This window comes from Bacteroides sp. D22 (assembly GCF_000163675.1).
GTDB classification, from domain to species: Bacteria; Bacteroidota; Bacteroidia; order Bacteroidales; family Bacteroidaceae; genus Bacteroides; species Bacteroides xylanisolvens.
In genome coordinates, this window is sequence record NZ_GG774826.1 from 17248 (window position 1) to 34068 (window position 16821).

The 16821-nt window shown below is 41.7% G+C and carries 14 protein-coding genes and 1 pseudogene; 6 read left to right on the forward strand and 9 right to left on the reverse strand.

Annotated features, from left to right (window positions below):
* Position 1 precedes the first annotated feature (1 nt).
* Complete coding sequence (locus HMPREF0106_RS02540; RefSeq protein ID WP_009041045.1) at positions 2-1096, reverse strand: Nif3-like dinuclear metal center hexameric protein; 1095 nt, start codon at positions 1094-1096, stop codon at positions 2-4.
* 280 nt (positions 1097-1376) lie between these two features.
* Here HMPREF0106_RS02540 and HMPREF0106_RS02535 point away from each other — a divergent pair, with 280 nt between their 5' ends.
* A complete protein-coding gene (locus HMPREF0106_RS02535; protein ID WP_004312907.1) occupies positions 1377-1880 on the forward strand; it encodes an RNA polymerase sigma factor in 504 nt (167 codons plus the stop codon).
* A gap of 232 nt (positions 1881-2112) precedes the next feature.
* The gene (locus HMPREF0106_RS02530; protein ID WP_004312873.1) at positions 2113-2526 is read left to right on the forward strand and encodes a DUF4891 domain-containing protein; all 414 of its coding nucleotides are present in this window, start codon (positions 2113-2115) and stop codon (positions 2524-2526) included.
* 71 nt (positions 2527-2597) lie between these two features.
* Here the strand turns inward: HMPREF0106_RS02530 and HMPREF0106_RS02525 are convergent, their stop codons facing one another.
* The 3 genes from HMPREF0106_RS02525 to HMPREF0106_RS02515 are packed head-to-tail and all read right to left on the reverse strand — an operon-like array spanning position 2598 to position 4321.
* Complete coding sequence (locus tag HMPREF0106_RS02525) at positions 2598-2858, reverse strand: ClpXP protease specificity-enhancing factor SspB (protein WP_009041046.1); 261 nt, start codon at positions 2856-2858, stop codon at positions 2598-2600.
* Entirely contained in the window at positions 2855-3649 is a 795-nt protein-coding gene (locus tag HMPREF0106_RS02520; RefSeq protein WP_009041047.1) for an ABC transporter permease, read from the reverse strand. The genes HMPREF0106_RS02525 and HMPREF0106_RS02520 overlap by 4 nt, the downstream gene beginning before the upstream one ends.
* 51 nt (positions 3650-3700) lie before the next feature.
* A complete protein-coding gene (locus HMPREF0106_RS02515) occupies positions 3701-4321 on the reverse strand; it encodes an ATP-binding cassette domain-containing protein (protein WP_009041048.1) in 621 nt (206 codons plus the stop codon).
* An 86-nt stretch (positions 4322-4407) separates the two neighbouring features.
* Between HMPREF0106_RS02515 and HMPREF0106_RS02510 the strand changes: the two genes are divergently transcribed.
* From HMPREF0106_RS02510 to HMPREF0106_RS02500, 3 genes are all read left to right on the forward strand, one after another.
* Positions 4408-4950 (forward strand): ferredoxin domain-containing protein, encoded by a 543-nt coding sequence (locus tag HMPREF0106_RS02510; RefSeq protein ID WP_008022389.1) that lies wholly within the window; start codon positions 4408-4410, stop codon positions 4948-4950.
* Positions 4951-5037: 87 nt separating this feature from the next.
* The gene (locus HMPREF0106_RS02505) at positions 5038-6153 is read left to right on the forward strand and encodes an agmatine deiminase family protein (RefSeq protein ID WP_009041049.1); all 1116 of its coding nucleotides are present in this window, start codon (positions 5038-5040) and stop codon (positions 6151-6153) included.
* Between the two features lie 29 nt (positions 6154-6182).
* Positions 6183-7067, forward strand: a complete 885-nt coding sequence (locus HMPREF0106_RS02500) for a carbon-nitrogen hydrolase (RefSeq protein WP_008022391.1) — start codon at positions 6183-6185, stop codon at positions 7065-7067.
* A 294-nt stretch (positions 7068-7361) separates the two neighbouring features.
* On the opposite strand, the gene HMPREF0106_RS02495 is transcribed toward HMPREF0106_RS02500, so the two are convergent.
* From HMPREF0106_RS02495 to HMPREF0106_RS02485, 3 genes are all read right to left on the reverse strand, one after another.
* Positions 7362-7751, reverse strand: coding sequence for a GtrA family protein (locus HMPREF0106_RS02495; RefSeq protein ID WP_009041050.1), 390 nt, complete (start codon positions 7749-7751; stop codon positions 7362-7364).
* On the reverse strand, positions 7748-9511 hold the full coding sequence (gene aspS / locus HMPREF0106_RS02490; protein WP_009041051.1) for an aspartate--tRNA ligase: 1764 nt from the start codon (positions 9509-9511) through the stop codon (positions 7748-7750). Before aspS ends, HMPREF0106_RS02495 begins: the two co-directional genes overlap by 4 nt.
* 108 nt (positions 9512-9619) lie before the next feature.
* Entirely contained in the window at positions 9620-10645 is a 1026-nt protein-coding gene (locus tag HMPREF0106_RS02485) for a diacylglycerol/lipid kinase family protein (RefSeq protein WP_004312888.1), read from the reverse strand.
* A 219-nt stretch (positions 10646-10864) separates the two neighbouring features.
* Here HMPREF0106_RS02485 and spt point away from each other — a divergent pair, with 219 nt between their 5' ends.
* Positions 10865-12049, forward strand: a complete 1185-nt coding sequence (gene spt / locus HMPREF0106_RS02480) for a serine palmitoyltransferase (RefSeq protein ID WP_004312889.1) — start codon at positions 10865-10867, stop codon at positions 12047-12049.
* 81 nt (positions 12050-12130) lie between these two features.
* Here spt and HMPREF0106_RS02475 read toward each other — a convergent pair.
* Together HMPREF0106_RS02475 and HMPREF0106_RS02470 are read right to left on the reverse strand one after the other, a co-directional pair.
* Positions 12131-14451, reverse strand: a pseudogene (locus tag HMPREF0106_RS02475) (ABC transporter permease).
* A gap of 15 nt (positions 14452-14466) precedes the next feature.
* On the reverse strand, positions 14467-16812 hold the full coding sequence (locus HMPREF0106_RS02470; protein ID WP_009041053.1) for an ABC transporter permease: 2346 nt from the start codon (positions 16810-16812) through the stop codon (positions 14467-14469).
* Between the last annotated feature and the right edge of the window lie 9 nt (positions 16813-16821).

Genomic DNA, 16821 nt, shown 5'->3' on the forward strand with positions numbered 1-16821 from the left:
CTTATAAATATTTTATGGGATTCGTATTTATTTTACTCAATTGGAGTGCAAAATTAGGAAATAAATCCCGGATTATGGAATAAAAAATTTCTTTTGTATATTGTTCGCTTTCGTAATGACCAATCTCTGCCATCAGAATATCTTCTTCATGGCCGAAATAATCATGATATTTAATTTCGCCGGTAATAAAAACATCCGCTCCCGACCGGATTGCCTGTGGAAGCAAAAATGCACCTGCACCGCCGCACAATGCCACTTTCTGTATCTCTCTTCCCTTCAGCTTATTGTGACGCAAACATCCCACTTCGAATGTCTTCTTGATGCGTTTCAAAAATTCGAGCTCTGTCTCCGATTCATCCAATTCACCGACAATTCCCGATCCCGCCTGCGACCAGTCGTTCAATAAAGGATAAATGTCGAATGCCGGTTCCTCATAAGGATGGGCAGCCAATAAAGCCTTGATGGTTTCCGCCTTTTTAAAGGAAGGAAGAATCGTTTCAATCCTCACCTCCTCTTCGTGGTGCAGTTCTCCGATTGTTCCACAGAAAGGATGCGTTCCCTCTTTTGCACGGAAAGTTCCCTCTCCTTTCAGATTGTAACTGCATGAATCATAGTCGCCTATATTTCCGCATCCGGCAGCAAACAGTGCTTCGCGTACCGCGTCAGCTTGTGCGTAAGGGACAAACGTCACCAACTTAACCAAGTTATTCTCTTTCGGCTCAAGCACTTTCAAATTCTTCAATCCGATTTTTTCGGCTATCTTATAATTGACTCCACCTTGCGCATTATCCAGATTGGTATGCGCCGAATAGATCACAATATCATTCTTTATTGCTTTCAATATACAGCGTTCCAGATAATCCTTGCCCGTAATGGATTTATACCCTTTAAAAATCAGCGGATGATGAGATATGACGAGATTGTAACCCAACGCGATCGCTTCATCCAACACGGCTTCAGTAACGTCAAGACACAACAAAGCCCCTGTTGCTTCCGCTTCTGTCAATCCGATTTGCAGGCCGGCATTATCAAAGCCGTCTTGCAATGGCAGAGGCGCGAATCGTTCAAGGGCGCTTACTATTTGCTTAATTTTCATTATTTGGTAGAAAATTTGGTTGCAAATATAATAAATAAAAAAGGAATAATCATACTAAACGGTCGTTTTTTAGAGAATTTATCGTTATCCGTTTTCTTGAGACCACCGTAAAAGATATCAAACACCACCCGAAAACTATCAAATAAGACCTAAAAACTATCCGATGATAGAAATTCCCCTAAATTCCGTCGGATTCTCCCCCAGCGGGATCGACAAAATACCTTAAACTTGCAACATCAAAATTTTAACAACGAATACTCACATTTTAAAAACAACACATATGAAAAGTTTAAGCTTCAGAAAAGACTTGGTAGGCGTTCAGGAAGAACTACTACGTTTCGCATACAAACTGACAACAGACCGCGAAGAAGCAAACGATTTGCTGCAGGAAACCTCATTAAAAGCATTAGATAACGAAGAAAAATATACACCTGATACAAATTTCAAAGGATGGATGTATACCATCATGCGCAACATCTTTATCAATAACTATCGTAAGGTAGTTCGTGACCAGACATTTATTGACCATACGGACAATCTCTACCATCTTAATTTACCGCAAGATGCAGGGTTTGAAAGTACGGAAAAAACGTACGACCTGAAAGAGATGCACCGCGTAGTCAATGCTCTTCCGAAAGAATACAGAGTTCCGTTCGCCATGCACGTTTCCGGATTCAAATACCGCGAGATTGCAGAAAAACTGAATCTTCCGTTGGGCACTGTAAAGAGCCGTATCTTCTTCACGCGCCAGAAATTACAGGAAGAACTGAAAGACTTCCGCTAAACCCTAACTATATCTACATCAGTTTCAGATTAAACAATTGATTTCATTTTTCAGTTTTATCAATAGGCAAAAGGCAAAGAGAGTGTATATTCTTTTTGCCTTTTGCCTATTTTCATCGGACAAATATGGATAAAAATCAATGCCGGAATAAAAACTAATTATAAAATTCTGCGTAAAACTTCCGTTATTTATTGAAAATCTGTATTTTTACTTCCACTAAATAATAAATACGATGAAAACAATTCTGACTCTACTGTTGCTGATAGTTGTGACGGCCTCCTGTCAACTCAAAAAGAGTGATAATACGGAAACAGCTGTAGCCGAGTCTACAGAAATTGACAATGCCGAAGATTGCACGGCAGATACGGTCAAAGCTACTGCTATCTTCTGGATTGATAAGGCAGAAACCAAACACTGCAAAGAGTACGGCTTTCGTACCATCAAAGCCCATGTTCTTATTCGTGAAGATGGAAAGGTCGATTTGATGTCATTCGTCAAAAAACAATCCCCGGCTGTAGAGACGTACATACGCCATCATCTTTCCAAATTTAAAGTGTCGGAAAAGATGTTTGAAGGCGGATATGTGCAACCCGGAGAACAATTCGTGCAGCTTCGCTGCTTATGGGGAATGTTGAAAGGCAAGTAATCAATGTGCTCACAACCGGAGCTAAAAACAAAGATAACCCGTTGTCTTAGCGTCTATCTTTCGCTTTTCATCTATACTTTGTTTTTCAGCGCATACCGTTCGTCTACCACCCTGTCGGTAGGAAAGAAAGTAAAAATAAGCCGCCACTCTCCTTCTTTATAGATAAATTTACGCCCGCTGGCTCCACGAAGAATTACTTTGTGCTTTTCCCGCAGGAACGATTCGATATGTTCCGGCATTTCAGTGCCGGATGCCGAAAACTCCACTGTTATAAAAAAATGCGGAATAGAAGTTTCAGCCACTTTACGGAATATCTGATCGGTAACTGTCATTTTCGGGGTTCTTTCGTTACCTCTAATAATTTCCCATATGCGTCAAAAGATCGGCGTGAAGCCAATGAAATAGTAATCATCAGCGACAGCATAGATGCCGTAAAAGTAATCACCATAATCATCATCTGATACTTGATGGCAACATTCGGACTGCTTCCTCCCAAGATTTGTCCGATCATTGTGCCGGGAAGAGCAACCAATCCCATCACGGAAATGTTCGCAATCAGCGGACTGAAGGATTTAATAATGGCCTGTCGGATAAATGGAGCCTGCGCTTCCTGCCTTGTTGCTCCGTTCCCTAATAAATAACGGTACAACTGTTGCTCACGTTTCAATCCGCTATAATACGTATTCAAAGCTATCACATTGCTCGAAAGCATATTACCCATTAGGATACCGAATATCGGAATAAAGTATTGGGCGCTAAATATATTGTCCAATTGAAGAACAACACCGATAAAGTACAAGCCTACCAGTACAACACTACAAAGAAATCCTACCGTAATAGGGATTAATAAGATACGATGTTTCAACTGGGTACGCACCAGTGCTGTCTGTCCAGCTACGAATATCATAATTATCACCCAAAGGAAGTTAATCCAGGGATTGTTCCATAAAAAGAGATATTTCAGATACATGCCGATAAAGAACAGTTGGATAATCATCCGTACTGTACCAATCAGGGCAGGTTTCAGTAGTCCCGTTTTAAACTTCCAAAGATAAAAGAACGGGATGGCAAGCAGAAGCAAGCCTATAAAAAGATTATAATATGATATATCAATCGTTCCCACAGTGTATTCTTAACAATTCTATCCGATTCGTATTAGAGTTCTCTCCAATCGTTACAACTCTATTAAATAATGACAACCCGAAGCAAAATCCTTATCATGCGATACGGCCAGCACTGCTGTTCCCCTTTCCGCCTGTCGCCGGAAGAAAGACAAGACCCTACCGGTCGAATCGGCATCCAAAGCAGAAGTAGGTTCGTCTATAATAATCAGAGGTTTATTGAGCATAGCGGCTACAGCAAGCATGATGCGTTGACGCTGACCGCCCGACACTTCATTCACTCTCTTGGTATATAATTCATGTTCCAGTCCCAATTCATCAAAACAGGCAAAAAGCCTTTCTTCCGAAAAAGGGACAGAACGGTTCACTTTCAGTCCGAACGGGAGAGCTACCATCTCTTTCACCCATTCAAAAGGCAATGCCAATTCCTGGGGAATCCATGCAATCTGTCTACGGACACTATCGATGGTTGATCTATCAAGCAATGTTTCCCCTACCCGCACAGATCCTTCTTTCAAAGGTACAAACCCCATCACCGCATTCAGCAACGAAGTTTTTCCACAACCGGATTGCCCTACGATACAGGCTGTCTCTCCCCTTTCCAGTTTCATATTAAAACCGGAGAAAAGCACTTCCGTACCAAAAGCAATACAGGCGTTATTAATATGTAGCATAGCGTTTTTAATTCTTTCTCTCCGGCAAAGGTACTATTTTCTTGAAAAACGTTATCTTTGCCTCACTAATTAATTCAAGAAAAGTTATGATACTGAACGAAAGAGATGCCCGTCATGAACATGTATTACAAGTAGCCCGCCAGATGATGACGGCTGCGCGTACTGCTCCGAAAGGAAAAGGAATCGATATTATCGAAGTGGCCCTAATCACGGATGAAGAGATTAAACAACTATCGGACACTATGATAGCTATGGTAGAAGAACACGGAATGAAATTTTTCCTTCGTGATGCCGACAACATCTTAAGTGCCGAATGTGTTGTATTGATAGGAACACGCGAGCAGACACAAGGCTTAAACTGCGGTCATTGCGGCTTCACCACCTGCGACGGACGTACAGAAGGAGTTCCCTGCGCATTGAACAGCATAGATGTAGGTATCGCCATAGGTTCCGCCTGCGCTACGGCAGCCGATTTGCGTGTAGACACACGTGTGATGTTCTCTGCCGGACTAGCAGCACAACGTCTGAACTGGCTGAAAGACTGCAAGATGGTAATGGCCATCCCTGTAAGTGCATCCTCCAAGAATCCGTTCTTTGACCGGAAGCCAAAGCAGGAAGCGAATTCATAATAATGCGTAATGATGCGTAACAGGCACACTGACGACTGACGCAGACAATAAACTGATTTTATAAATAACTAAATAGATAATAGTCTAATGGGAATCATGGTTGGACTTCCCAGCCCAAGTGGCTCGGAGAAAGATTTGCAGCTGAATTTCGGCAAAAACATGACCGTGCAGGTAGAAATGAGAGTCCCTCATTTGCCCGCCGAATGGCATATGCAGAGTGGTATACAGTTGACATGGCCACACGCCGGTACAGACTGGGCATACATGCTGGCAGAAGTGCAAGAGTGTTTTATAAACATAGCCCGGGAAATAGCGAAGCGAGAGTTACTATTGATTGTCACCCCCGAACCGGAAGAAGTGAAAAAACAGATAGCCGCTACCGTCAACATGAACAACGTCCGCTTTCTGGAATGTGCCACCAATGACACATGGGCACGCGACCACGGAGCCATCACCATGATAGACACCGGCACCCCTTCCCTGCTCGACTTTACATTCAACGGCTGGGGACTGAAATTTGCTTCCGAACTGGATAATCAAATCACCAAACAAGCGGTAGAAGCCGGAGCCTTGAAAGGCCAGTATATAGACCGCCTCGACTTCGTTCTCGAAGGAGGCTCCATCGAAAGCGACGGAATGGGCACACTGCTCACTACCTCCGAATGCCTGCTTTCTCCCCAACGGAACGGGCGACTGAACCAGGTAGAGATAGAAGAATACCTGAAATCAACCTTCCACCTTCAAAAGGTTCTTTGGTTAGGCCACGGCTATCTTGCCGGTGATGACACTGACAGCCACATCGACACTTTGGCACGTTTCTGTTCTACCGACACCATTGCTTACGTAAAATGCGACGACAAAGAAGACGAACACTACCAAGCATTACTCGCAATGGAGGAACAACTGAAAACATTCCGCACCTTAGCAGGAGAACCCTATCGCCTGTTAGCCTTACCGATGGCGGACAAGATCGAAGAAGACGGCGAACGCCTGCCCGCAACTTACGCCAACTTCCTGATTATGAACGAAGTTATTCTCTACCCGACATACCATCAGCCAGCGAATGACCAAAAAGCAAGAGATGTGTTACAACAAGCATTTCCAGGGCATCAGATAATCGGAATAGACTGCCGTGCCCTGATTAAGCAACACGGTTCCCTGCATTGTGTCACCATGCAATACCCATTGGGAGTTATAAAATAACGAATGAATCAACCAAGTAATTATTCATCATGAAAAAGATAAAAGTCGGAATCATCCAACAATCCAATACCGCAGATATTCGGGTCAACCTGATGAACCTCGCAAAGAGTATCGAGGCTTGCGCTGCTCACGGTGCGCAACTGATTGTGCTTCAAGAGCTACACAATTCACTTTATTTCTGCCAGACAGAAAACACCAACCTGTTTGATCTGGCTGAACCCATTCCCGGACCATCCACAGGCTTTTATTCCGAGTTGGCAGCCGCCAATAAAGCAGTCCTTGTCACCTCTCTTTTTGAGAAACGTGCCCCCGGACTATATCATAACACCGCTGTTGTGTTCGACCGCGACGGAAGCATTGCGGGTAAATACCGGAAAATGCATATTCCCGATGATCCGGCTTACTACGAAAAATTCTATTTCACTCCCGGAGACATCGGTTTTGAACCTATTCAAACCTCTTTAGGAAAGCTGGGCGTACTGGTATGCTGGGATCAATGGTATCCGGAAGCTGCCCGCCTGATGGCACTGAAAGGTGCGGAACTTTTAATTTATCCTACTGCCATCGGCTGGGAAAGCAGTGACACGGACGACGAAAAAGCCCGCCAACTCAACGCCTGGATTATTTCGCAGCGTGCCCATGCCGTTGCCAATGGTCTTCCTGTTATCTCCGTCAACCGTGTAGGACACGAGCCCGATCCTTCCGGACAGACAAACGGCATCCTATTTTGGGGAAACAGTTTCGTAGCAGGACCGCAAGGAGAATTCCTGGCACAAGCCGGAAACGATCATCCGGAAAACATGGTAGTGGAAATAGATATGGAACGCTCGGAAAACGTCCGCCGCTGGTGGCCTTTCCTCCGTGATCGCCGGATTGACGAATACGAAGGACTTACCAAACGCTTTCTCGATTAAAGTTCAATGCAGAAGTTCCCCAATAAAGTTCACTCCCAAAGACATAAGAGAGGATATTTATAAATATCACAACAAAAAAGGAGCTGTCTAACGAATTCTAAATATTGAAAATCACCCACGCTACAGATAGTTATAGCGTGGGTGAAATTATTAATAGGGACTTGTCAGACAGTCCCTATTATATTTATTATGTGGGAAATGTCTCTGCTACAATAAGGAAATAAGAAGGGCACAGAGTCAAAATCTAAATTTAAAACTCTGTGCCCTTTCTATATATTATATTTAATAACTATTTCATTGAAAAGTTATTTTCTTGTTGGCTAGGAAATTAGCTCCTCCATAAATAAACAATCCCAGAAATTGAGCCAGATATTCATTCATGTCCAGTCCTTCTACCAATAAGATAAGAAATAAAAACTGTGCGGTGTAAGCCACGGCAAAAGCAGAACAAAAGAGCAGTATCTGTTTCCAGATACTATTCTTTTTATTTTCTACAGGGAATATCCAGTATTTGCACCAGATAAAGTTATGGATTTGAGCTATCAGATACGCTGTTATATTAGCCACCATATAGTCGCCGTCAAATGACATTTCTTTCATCATTAACCATACAACCAACGCCATAATCAAAGCGTTCATTGTACCGATGACTATAAAACGGAATATGCGTACAGATTCTTTCACTCGCCCTCTTTCAAATCTACGATCAAATTCAGTTCATCAAGCTGGCTCTGGTCGATTGCAGAGGGTGCGTCCAGCATTACATCACGTCCGGAATTATTTTTCGGGAACGCAATACAGTCGCGTATAGAATCCAATCCTGCAAACAAAGACACCCAACGGTCGAGTCCGTATGCCAAACCACCGTGAGGAGGCGCACCATACTTAAAGGCATTCATCAGGAAGCCAAACTGTGCCTCTGCCTTCTCCGGAGTGAATCCAAGAATCTCGAACATCTTCGCCTGCAATTTCGCATCGTGGATACGGATAGATCCGCCGCCAACTTCCACACCGTTGATTACCATATCGTATGCATCTGCACGTACAGCAGCCGGATCAGTGTCCAACATCGGAATGTCTTCCTCTTTCGGATGAGTAAACGGATGATGCATAGCCATCAGGCGTCCTTCCTCCTCGCTCCATTCGAACATCGGGAAGTCAATCACCCAAAGGCAAACAAACTTATTCTTATCACGCAATCCCAGTTGAGCACCCATTTCCAGACGAAGCTCACAAAGTTGTTTACGTGTTTTCATTACATCGTCGCCAGACAGAATCAGAATCAAATCACCCGGTTTAGCTCCGAATGCTTCTTTCATTTGCTGGAGCACCTCCTGCGTATAGAATTTATCTACACTCGATTTCACCGTTCCGTCGGCTTCCACACGGGCATAAACCATTCCTTTCGCACCAATCTGCGGTTTCTTTACAAATTCGGTCAATGCATCCAGCTGCTTGCGGGTATAAGTCGCAGCACCTTCTGCACAGATACCGCCCACATAAGCCGCATTATCGAATACAGAGAATCCGTGACCTTTCATGACGTCCATCAGTTCCACGAATTTCATGCCGAAACGCAAATCCGGTTTATCGCTACCATAATATTTCATGGCGTCCGCCCAAGACATACGTTGGAATGGTTCATTCAGTTCCACACCACGAAGAGTCTTAAACAAATGTTTAGCCATTCCTTCGAAAGTAGTGATAATATCTTCTTGCTCAACGAAGCTCATTTCACAGTCGATCTGTGTAAATTCCGGCTGACGGTCGGCACGCAAGTCCTCGTCACGGAAACATTTCGCAATCTGGAAATAACGGTCGAAACCGGAAACCATCAACAACTGTTTCAAGGTCTGCGGAGACTGCGGAAGTGCGTAGAACTGTCCCGGATTCATACGTGACGGCACCACGAAGTCGCGTGCGCCTTCAGGAGTAGAACCGATCAAAACGGGCGTTTCCACTTCGATAAAACCCAGACTATCCAGATATTTGCGAACTTCAATTGTCATTTTATGACGCAGTTCCAAATTGGAACGTACAGCGTTACGGCGTAAATCCAGATAACGGTATTTCATGCGGATATCATCACCCCCATCCGTGTTATCTTCGATAGTGAACGGAGGAGTCATGGCAGTATTTAGTACGTTCAGTTCGGAAACAATGATTTCAATGTCTCCGGTAGGAATGTTTGCATTCTTGCTGAAACGTTCATTAACCGTTCCTGTCACTTGAATGACGAACTCACGTCCCAATTTATTAGCACGTTCACAGAGTTCAGCATTAATTTCTTCATTAAAAACCAATTGGGTAATTCCGTAACGGTCGCGAAGGTCAATGAAAGTCATCCCTCCCATCTTACGGCTGCGCTGTACCCATCCGGACAGCGTGACTTGCTTGTTTACATCAGAGATTCTAAGTTCTCCACATGTGTGCGTTCTAAACATATATTTTTTATTTAAACGATTATCACTCGCGTTTTTATTTTGATCGAACCAAAACTGCGCAAAAGTACGCAATAATTTGTAATTCGGTGTCAGTAATCCGTTATTTTATCAGACTTTCTTTGTCAGCTTTTTCAATATTTTCTTGTTTCTATCTGTTATATTGTCGACGATGGCTTCATTCATCAATTTGATGCCATTCATATATTCCTGCGCTCTTTGGAGCACATTGGCTGCGTCCTTTTCCGATGCTCGTGGCACTACCACGCGCAATCCTCTTTGAATCAGTTGAATATTTACATTGGCATCCGTTTCCATGGGGTCACCATCAAAATGCACGACGCCCGGAGTAGTCCGGCGGATGCACAACTGCTTGCAGCGGAAAGTCTTGATACGGCTATTCTGATCGATTGTTTTATTGAATAATTGAAAGGCCAATGAAGGAACGTCCAATACGGTGAACGGTTCGAGAATGGTCACATCCAGCAAACCATCTGTCAGAGTGGCTTGTGGTGCGATATAAGCATTGTTTCCATATTGCGACGCGTTTCCGCAGGCAATCAGGAAGGCTTTATACTTGGAGACTCCGTTTTCCGTTTCCAGTTCGTACGTTTCCGGCTCATATTTAAGACTTTCCTGCAGGGTTTTCTCCAGATAAGTCAATAGCCCCCGTTTACCGGCATGCGCAAACTTCAGACTGACAAACGCGTCGAATCCCACTCCGCAAGTACAGAAAAAATCTGTACCGTTGATCTTACCATAATCTATCACATCCATGCAACCTTCGTTCAGCACTTCCAATGCTCTCTTCGGCTCCATCGGTATATGCAGATGCCTCGCCAGTCCATTGCCCGATCCGCAGGGAATAATTCCCAGCGCGGTATCAGTATGCACCAACGAACGAGCTATTTCATTGATCGTTCCATCCCCACCAATAGCCACTACTATATCTGTTTTCTCTTCGGCAGCTTTGGCAGCTATTTCTACTGCATGACCGGCTCTTTCCGTATACACTACTTCCCAAGAGTATCTCGCCTTGTCTATTTTTTCGTCCAGCAAGTTAAGAATCAATTCTTTACTTTGTGTTCCCGAAATAGGATTGACGACGAATTTTATTTTTTTCATTCTTTCGTTCATGCTATTCTTGTCGATTGTAGACGACAAAAGTAATATAAATATCTTAAATTTTAATCTATTAGAGGTTTCTAATCATACGAGAGCAACTTTTTTCTCTTAAAAAGAACAGATAAAAGCAAATTTTGTTATCTTTGCCCCCTGTTTTTAAACACTTGTTAAGATAAAAGGATGTAAGATCGTCAGCGAACGATCTGAGTATGAGTATAAAAATTATAATTCATGGGATTATTACAAGAGAAGTTAGCTAAGTACGACCTGCCACAAAAGTTTATGGCACAGGGCGTTTACCCATATTTCCGTGAGATAGAAGGAAAGCAGGGTACAGAGGTAGAAATGGGCGGACACGAAGTGTTGATGTTCGGTTCCAATGCATACACTGGCCTTACGGGAGATGAAAGAGTGATTGAAGCTGGTATCAACGCCATGCATAAATATGGTTCCGGTTGCGCAGGCTCGCGCTTCTTGAATGGTACGCTTGACCTGCACGTTCAGTTGGAAAAAGAACTGGCTGCCTTTGTAGGCAAAGATGAAGCGCTCTGCTTCTCAACCGGTTTTACGGTGAATTCCGGAGTTATTCCTGCTTTGACAGACCGCAATGATTATATCATTTGCGATGACCGCGACCACGCATCTATCGTAGATGGCCGTCGTCTCTCCTTCTCCCAACAATTAAAATATAAGCATAACGATATGGCGGATCTGGAAAAGCAACTTCAAAAGTGCAATCCGGATTCAGTGAAACTAATCATAGTGGACGGTGTGTTCTCTATGGAAGGTGACTTGGCAAACTTGCCCGAAATCGTACGCTTGAAACATAAATACAACGCTACTATCATGGTAGACGAAGCTCACGGCTTGGGCGTATTCGGAAAACAAGGACGTGGCGTCTGCGACCATTTCGGTCTGACTCACGAGGTTGATTTGATTATGGGTACTTTCAGCAAGTCACTGGCTTCTATCGGCGGATTTATCGCTGCTGATTCTTCTATCATCAACTGGTTACGTCACAACGCACGTACTTATATTTTCAGTGCATCCAACACTCCGGCTGCTACTGCATCTGCTCTCGAAGCTCTCCACATCATCCAAAATGAACCGGAAAGACTTGAAGCGTTGTGGGAAGCTACCAACTATGCATTGAAACGTTTCCGTGAAGCTGGCTTTGAAATCGGTGCAACAGAATCACCTATCATCCCTCTTTACGTACGTGACACGGAAAAAACGTTTATGGTTACCAAATTAGCTTTTGATGAAGGTGTATTCATCAATCCGGTTATTCCGCCGGCATGTGCACCACAAGATACTTTGGTGCGCGTAGCATTAATGGCTACTCATACAAAAGATCAAATAGACCGTGCTGTAGAAAAGCTAGTTAAGGCATTTAAAGCATTGGATCTTTTATAATCTACGAAAAATAAATCACTCATATCAAGTGAATAAAATAAAAGTCTGACACAAATCAATGTGCCAGACTTTTATTTTATCTTATTCACTCTTGAGTACTTCTGCTGGATTTTGCCGGGCGGCTTTCCACACGCGCCAGATGATGCTTAAGAAAATGACAAGGCCCATTCCTATAAATATAACTGCATATAACCACCATTCCATCGGTGTTTGCTTTATATAATTTTCAAGCCAATGCTTCATCATAGCATATCCTAGCGGAAAAGCAAAGAACGATGAAAGTACAAGTAAAAATAAATATTCTTTAAAGAATAGATTCAAGATTATTCCTATATTGGCTCCATTTACCTTGCGTATAGCTATTTCTTTACGACGTTGCTGACAGGATAAAGTCACTAACGAGAATATACCAAATACCGCAATTAATATACAAATAGCAGAAACCACACTCAACAGTTTGCACAATGTTCTCTCTGATTTCATGTAAGCGTCGTAAACTTCTTCAATATTAGACAACATCAATTCTGCATTTGGATTAACTTTATTCACTTCCGCTTTTATCTTTTCAGAAACAATATTCCAAGTTCCCTCTTTCACTTTGAATATAATACCTCCTCTGCCTATATTATCCGGCAAAAAAAACATAGCAGGGGCTACCGGGTGTATTGGGGCATTATATGAAATATTTTTAATAACCCCTTTCACTATATAATGCCTTCCTAATTTATCAATTTTCTTTCCAATCGGTTGTGCCATCCGAAAGCTTTCACAGCAGCTTCATTTATAACAACCATATTTTTTCCATCCTTTTCATCCAGCATGCTTCCGTCCAGCACCTCAACTCCAAAGAAATCGGCATAGTCCTGATTAATTGTTTCATCTTCCAAATCAATACATTGTTCACCATCAGTGGTCTTTCCATCCCATTCTTTTACCCTATATGTTGAATAGAACATCTTAGGAATAGGTGTATGAAAACCATTCAAACATTCTGATACTTCTGGTATCTGACTCACAATTTCTTTGAAAGGGATATTTTCAGAACAATAAACAACAGCTCCTACATTATGCCGTTCTATTCCAAGTTCTCTAGTATTTAGTAAAAAATGAAGTTGCATCATCATTACCAAAGTACAAAAGACAAAGCCTATACTAATAAACAACTGAAATAAAATGCTACTCTTATAAAACCAGCCGGAGAGATGAAGATTGGATTTCTTGTTTATATTACTAAGTAGAGTTCGCCTGCTGATGTATCGTATAAGCAGAGATGCAAAACCAACTGTCACGGCAATCAATGATAGTATATAAACAAATACTTCGATATAAAAAGATGAAGTACCCTCATCAATTTGTGACAAACGTTTGAAAGTGGGCAGGATAAGCTCTATCAATACCAGTCCTATTCCTGAAGATAAAATTAGTAATAAGACAAGTTCTGTAAGAAGTAAAGTGAGTAATCCACCATTTGATGAACCATTGACTTTCCTCAACGCTAACTCACGTTTACGCATCCGGATACGAGTTATCAACATTGTTAAATAATTACATATTCCACAAATTATCACCAAACCACTAATACATGCAAAAAGACGAATATGATTCAACTTCACATTCACATCTTCCCTCGGATGACTACTCCGCAATGTGGATAATGGAGCAATAAGCGTAGAATTTGGATATTTATGACCATCTTGTTGTACTTCATATTCTGACAACCTCTGTTTCAATGCTTCTATATCACAGTTGGGATAAATACGAAAAAGCGTTTGGCATCGTTGGTTCCCCCAATTGGGGTTTGTATCATGAAATGGCAATAATATATCAAATGAAAACAAAGAGTGTCCTTCCCATGACTTTACAACTGCAACGATTATTTTTTCTTCGTTACTTTCCTCTAAAATCAAGTGTTTACCTATCGGAGATTCTTTCCCAAATATTCGCTTTGCCGTATTTTCTGTTATAGCAATTTCATCCTTTTTTAGCTGTAGATGGTTATCTCCATCCAATACTTTAATATTGAACATTGAAATGAAATTTGAATCTACCTCTATACGTCGTACCACAAACTCAACATCCTCATTCTTAATCTTTTTTTCATTCCAGTCATAAAAGATACGACATACTTTCTCTATCTCCGGACAATTCTTTGCCAAATAATCAGCTAGAAAACTAGATGAATTATAGGTAAATCCGTCTCCATAAAGACGAAAGCTACTGCCTGCCAGATAAATACGATCGGCTCCCTCATGAAAATTATCATAAGTCATTTCATAATGAATCCATAATACCGATAGCGCAAAACAAGTAAAGCCAACTGCTAATCCGATAATACTAACAAAACTTTGTGGCTTATACTTCATCAGATTGCGAAAGGCTACTTTTAGATAGTGTTTTATCATGATATTGTTATTTTATTATTCGTTTTTGATTACTTCTGCCGGATTCTGTCGCGCCGCTTTCCACACTCGTCCAATGATACAAAGTAAAATGATGACTGCTACGACAACAAAAATACTTATATATATCCAACCATCCATTGTTGTCCGTCTTACATAACTCTCGATCCAATGACTCATCACCACATATCCTATCGGAAATGCAACAACGGCAGATATGGTCATCAACAACAAATACTCTTGGAAAAACATACGCAGGATATGACAGACCTGTGCTCCGTTCACTTTACGTATAGCAATTTCCTTTTGACGTTGTTCACACGATAAAGTAACCAATGAAAAGACTCCGAATATGGAGATGATAACACATGTCAATGATACGATACTCAATAATTTCATCAATGCATCTTCGGAGCGGAGATACTTATCATATTCCTTTTCTTCATTAAACAATCGCATATAAGCATTTGGAAATTCGTCTTTATACAGTTTCTCTATTGCTTCACGGCATTCATTCCAGGCACCTTCTCTAAATTTAAAAAGGATACTGGCTCGATTCAGCAGATACTCCTGTGCCTTGGGATGTTGAAATGCAATAAGCCCCGGTTTACTTGTAGGAGAGCGATAACTAAAGTTCTTTACCACTCCGACAACTTTATAGGCACTACGCTGACCGTTCCACTCATAATAGAAACTTTTTCCCAAGGCCTGTTTCCAACCAAATCTCCGGCATGTATTTTCATCTATCACGACATCATTCCCTTGATTCTTATCTGATATAAACTCACCTTCCAATAACTTCAAGCCGTAAAATTCAAAAAAATCTCCTTTGGCAGGCATCATACCGATAGTGAGAGATTCCTCCGATATTTTGGGAAGATCATCCCAATTATTTATTTCGATATACATCATCGGACCTGTAGGAATAATCGGGAAATATGAGGGAGGCAACGTTTCTGTTACCATGGGTAAAGCTTTTATTTTCTCTTCCCATTGTTTGATGTCTCCATTCCATAAGGCAACGTTACCTATATTATGACGCTCCATACCTAAATCAGTATTCTTCAGGAAGTAAAGTTGCTTCATAATCATTACTGTGCAAAAGATAAAAACAAGGCTGACTATTAACTGTATCACAATGGCTGTCTTACGAAACAAGTAAGGTCTCGCAGATCCCCCCTTTCCTTTTATTGCTTCCTGCAATGTCCGGCGACGAAAGTAAGACAATGGTATTTGTGCAAACAGGAAAGACAGAATGATTACAATCAGAAGATATAGAATGATTTCCCCATAATACGAATCAGCTTCTATTTGAGTGAAATTCAAGAAATAAGGCATGCTTATCTCTATCATCAATAATCCACCCGCCAAAGCTATGCACAAAATCATCAACAGTTCAATGGCAAATTGAACGGACAAAGCGTTATGACTGGCACCATTCACTTTACGAAGTGCCATTTCATGACTGCGCATATAAAGCCGGCTGATATAAAGAGTCAGGTAATTGAATAGTGAACAGATGATAACTAATCCACCAGCTAAGGAAAAATAGAAAATATAGCTGAAGGAAATGACAACATCGATTTTGGAAACATAATCAGAATAACGCAAAGCTGAAATCCGGGTTATCAGAAGATCCGAAAGTTCACTCTCTTTTTGAATATCTGAAAGATCCATGGTACTTATTTTTTTCCGGAATGTATCCATATCCATCCCTGCACGAACACGAATAAATAATTGTTCAGGACCACTTTTCCATCGAGGACTGTGCCTGGCTGCGACTAATACACTATACGGAATATTGGAATGGCGGGACCATCCACTCACAATTGCCCCTATTTGACGGGAACGTCCGTTTACCTCCACTTCTTTTCCCAAAGCATCATCCTCACTACCAAAAAGCTTTTTGGCAAACTCTTCCGTTACTGCAATTTCAGGATTATTTTCTTTCAAGAAGTTGACAGTTCCTTTCAGTAACTGTATATGAAAGAAGTTCATAAAAGCAGAATCTGCCGCAGCCATTACTACTTCATACTCATCATTTTCCATGCGGATTTTCACATTCTGATGTACAGAAGTAGTAGCCTTTGCTTCTATTTCCGGCATTTTTTCCTGAAGATAGGCTGCCAAAGGGTAAGGAGTTGAATTGGATATATGTTCCGGAATATCAGTATAATGTGCACGTACCATATAAATACGTTCAGCCCCTTTATGGAAAGTATCATAAGTCATCTCATAACGAATCCATAATACCGATAGCGCAAAACAGGTGAAGCCGACTGCCAGTCCAATGATACTGACAAGGCTTTGTGTCTTGTATTTCATCAGATTGCGAAAGGCTACTTTCAGATAGTGTTTTATCATGATATATTC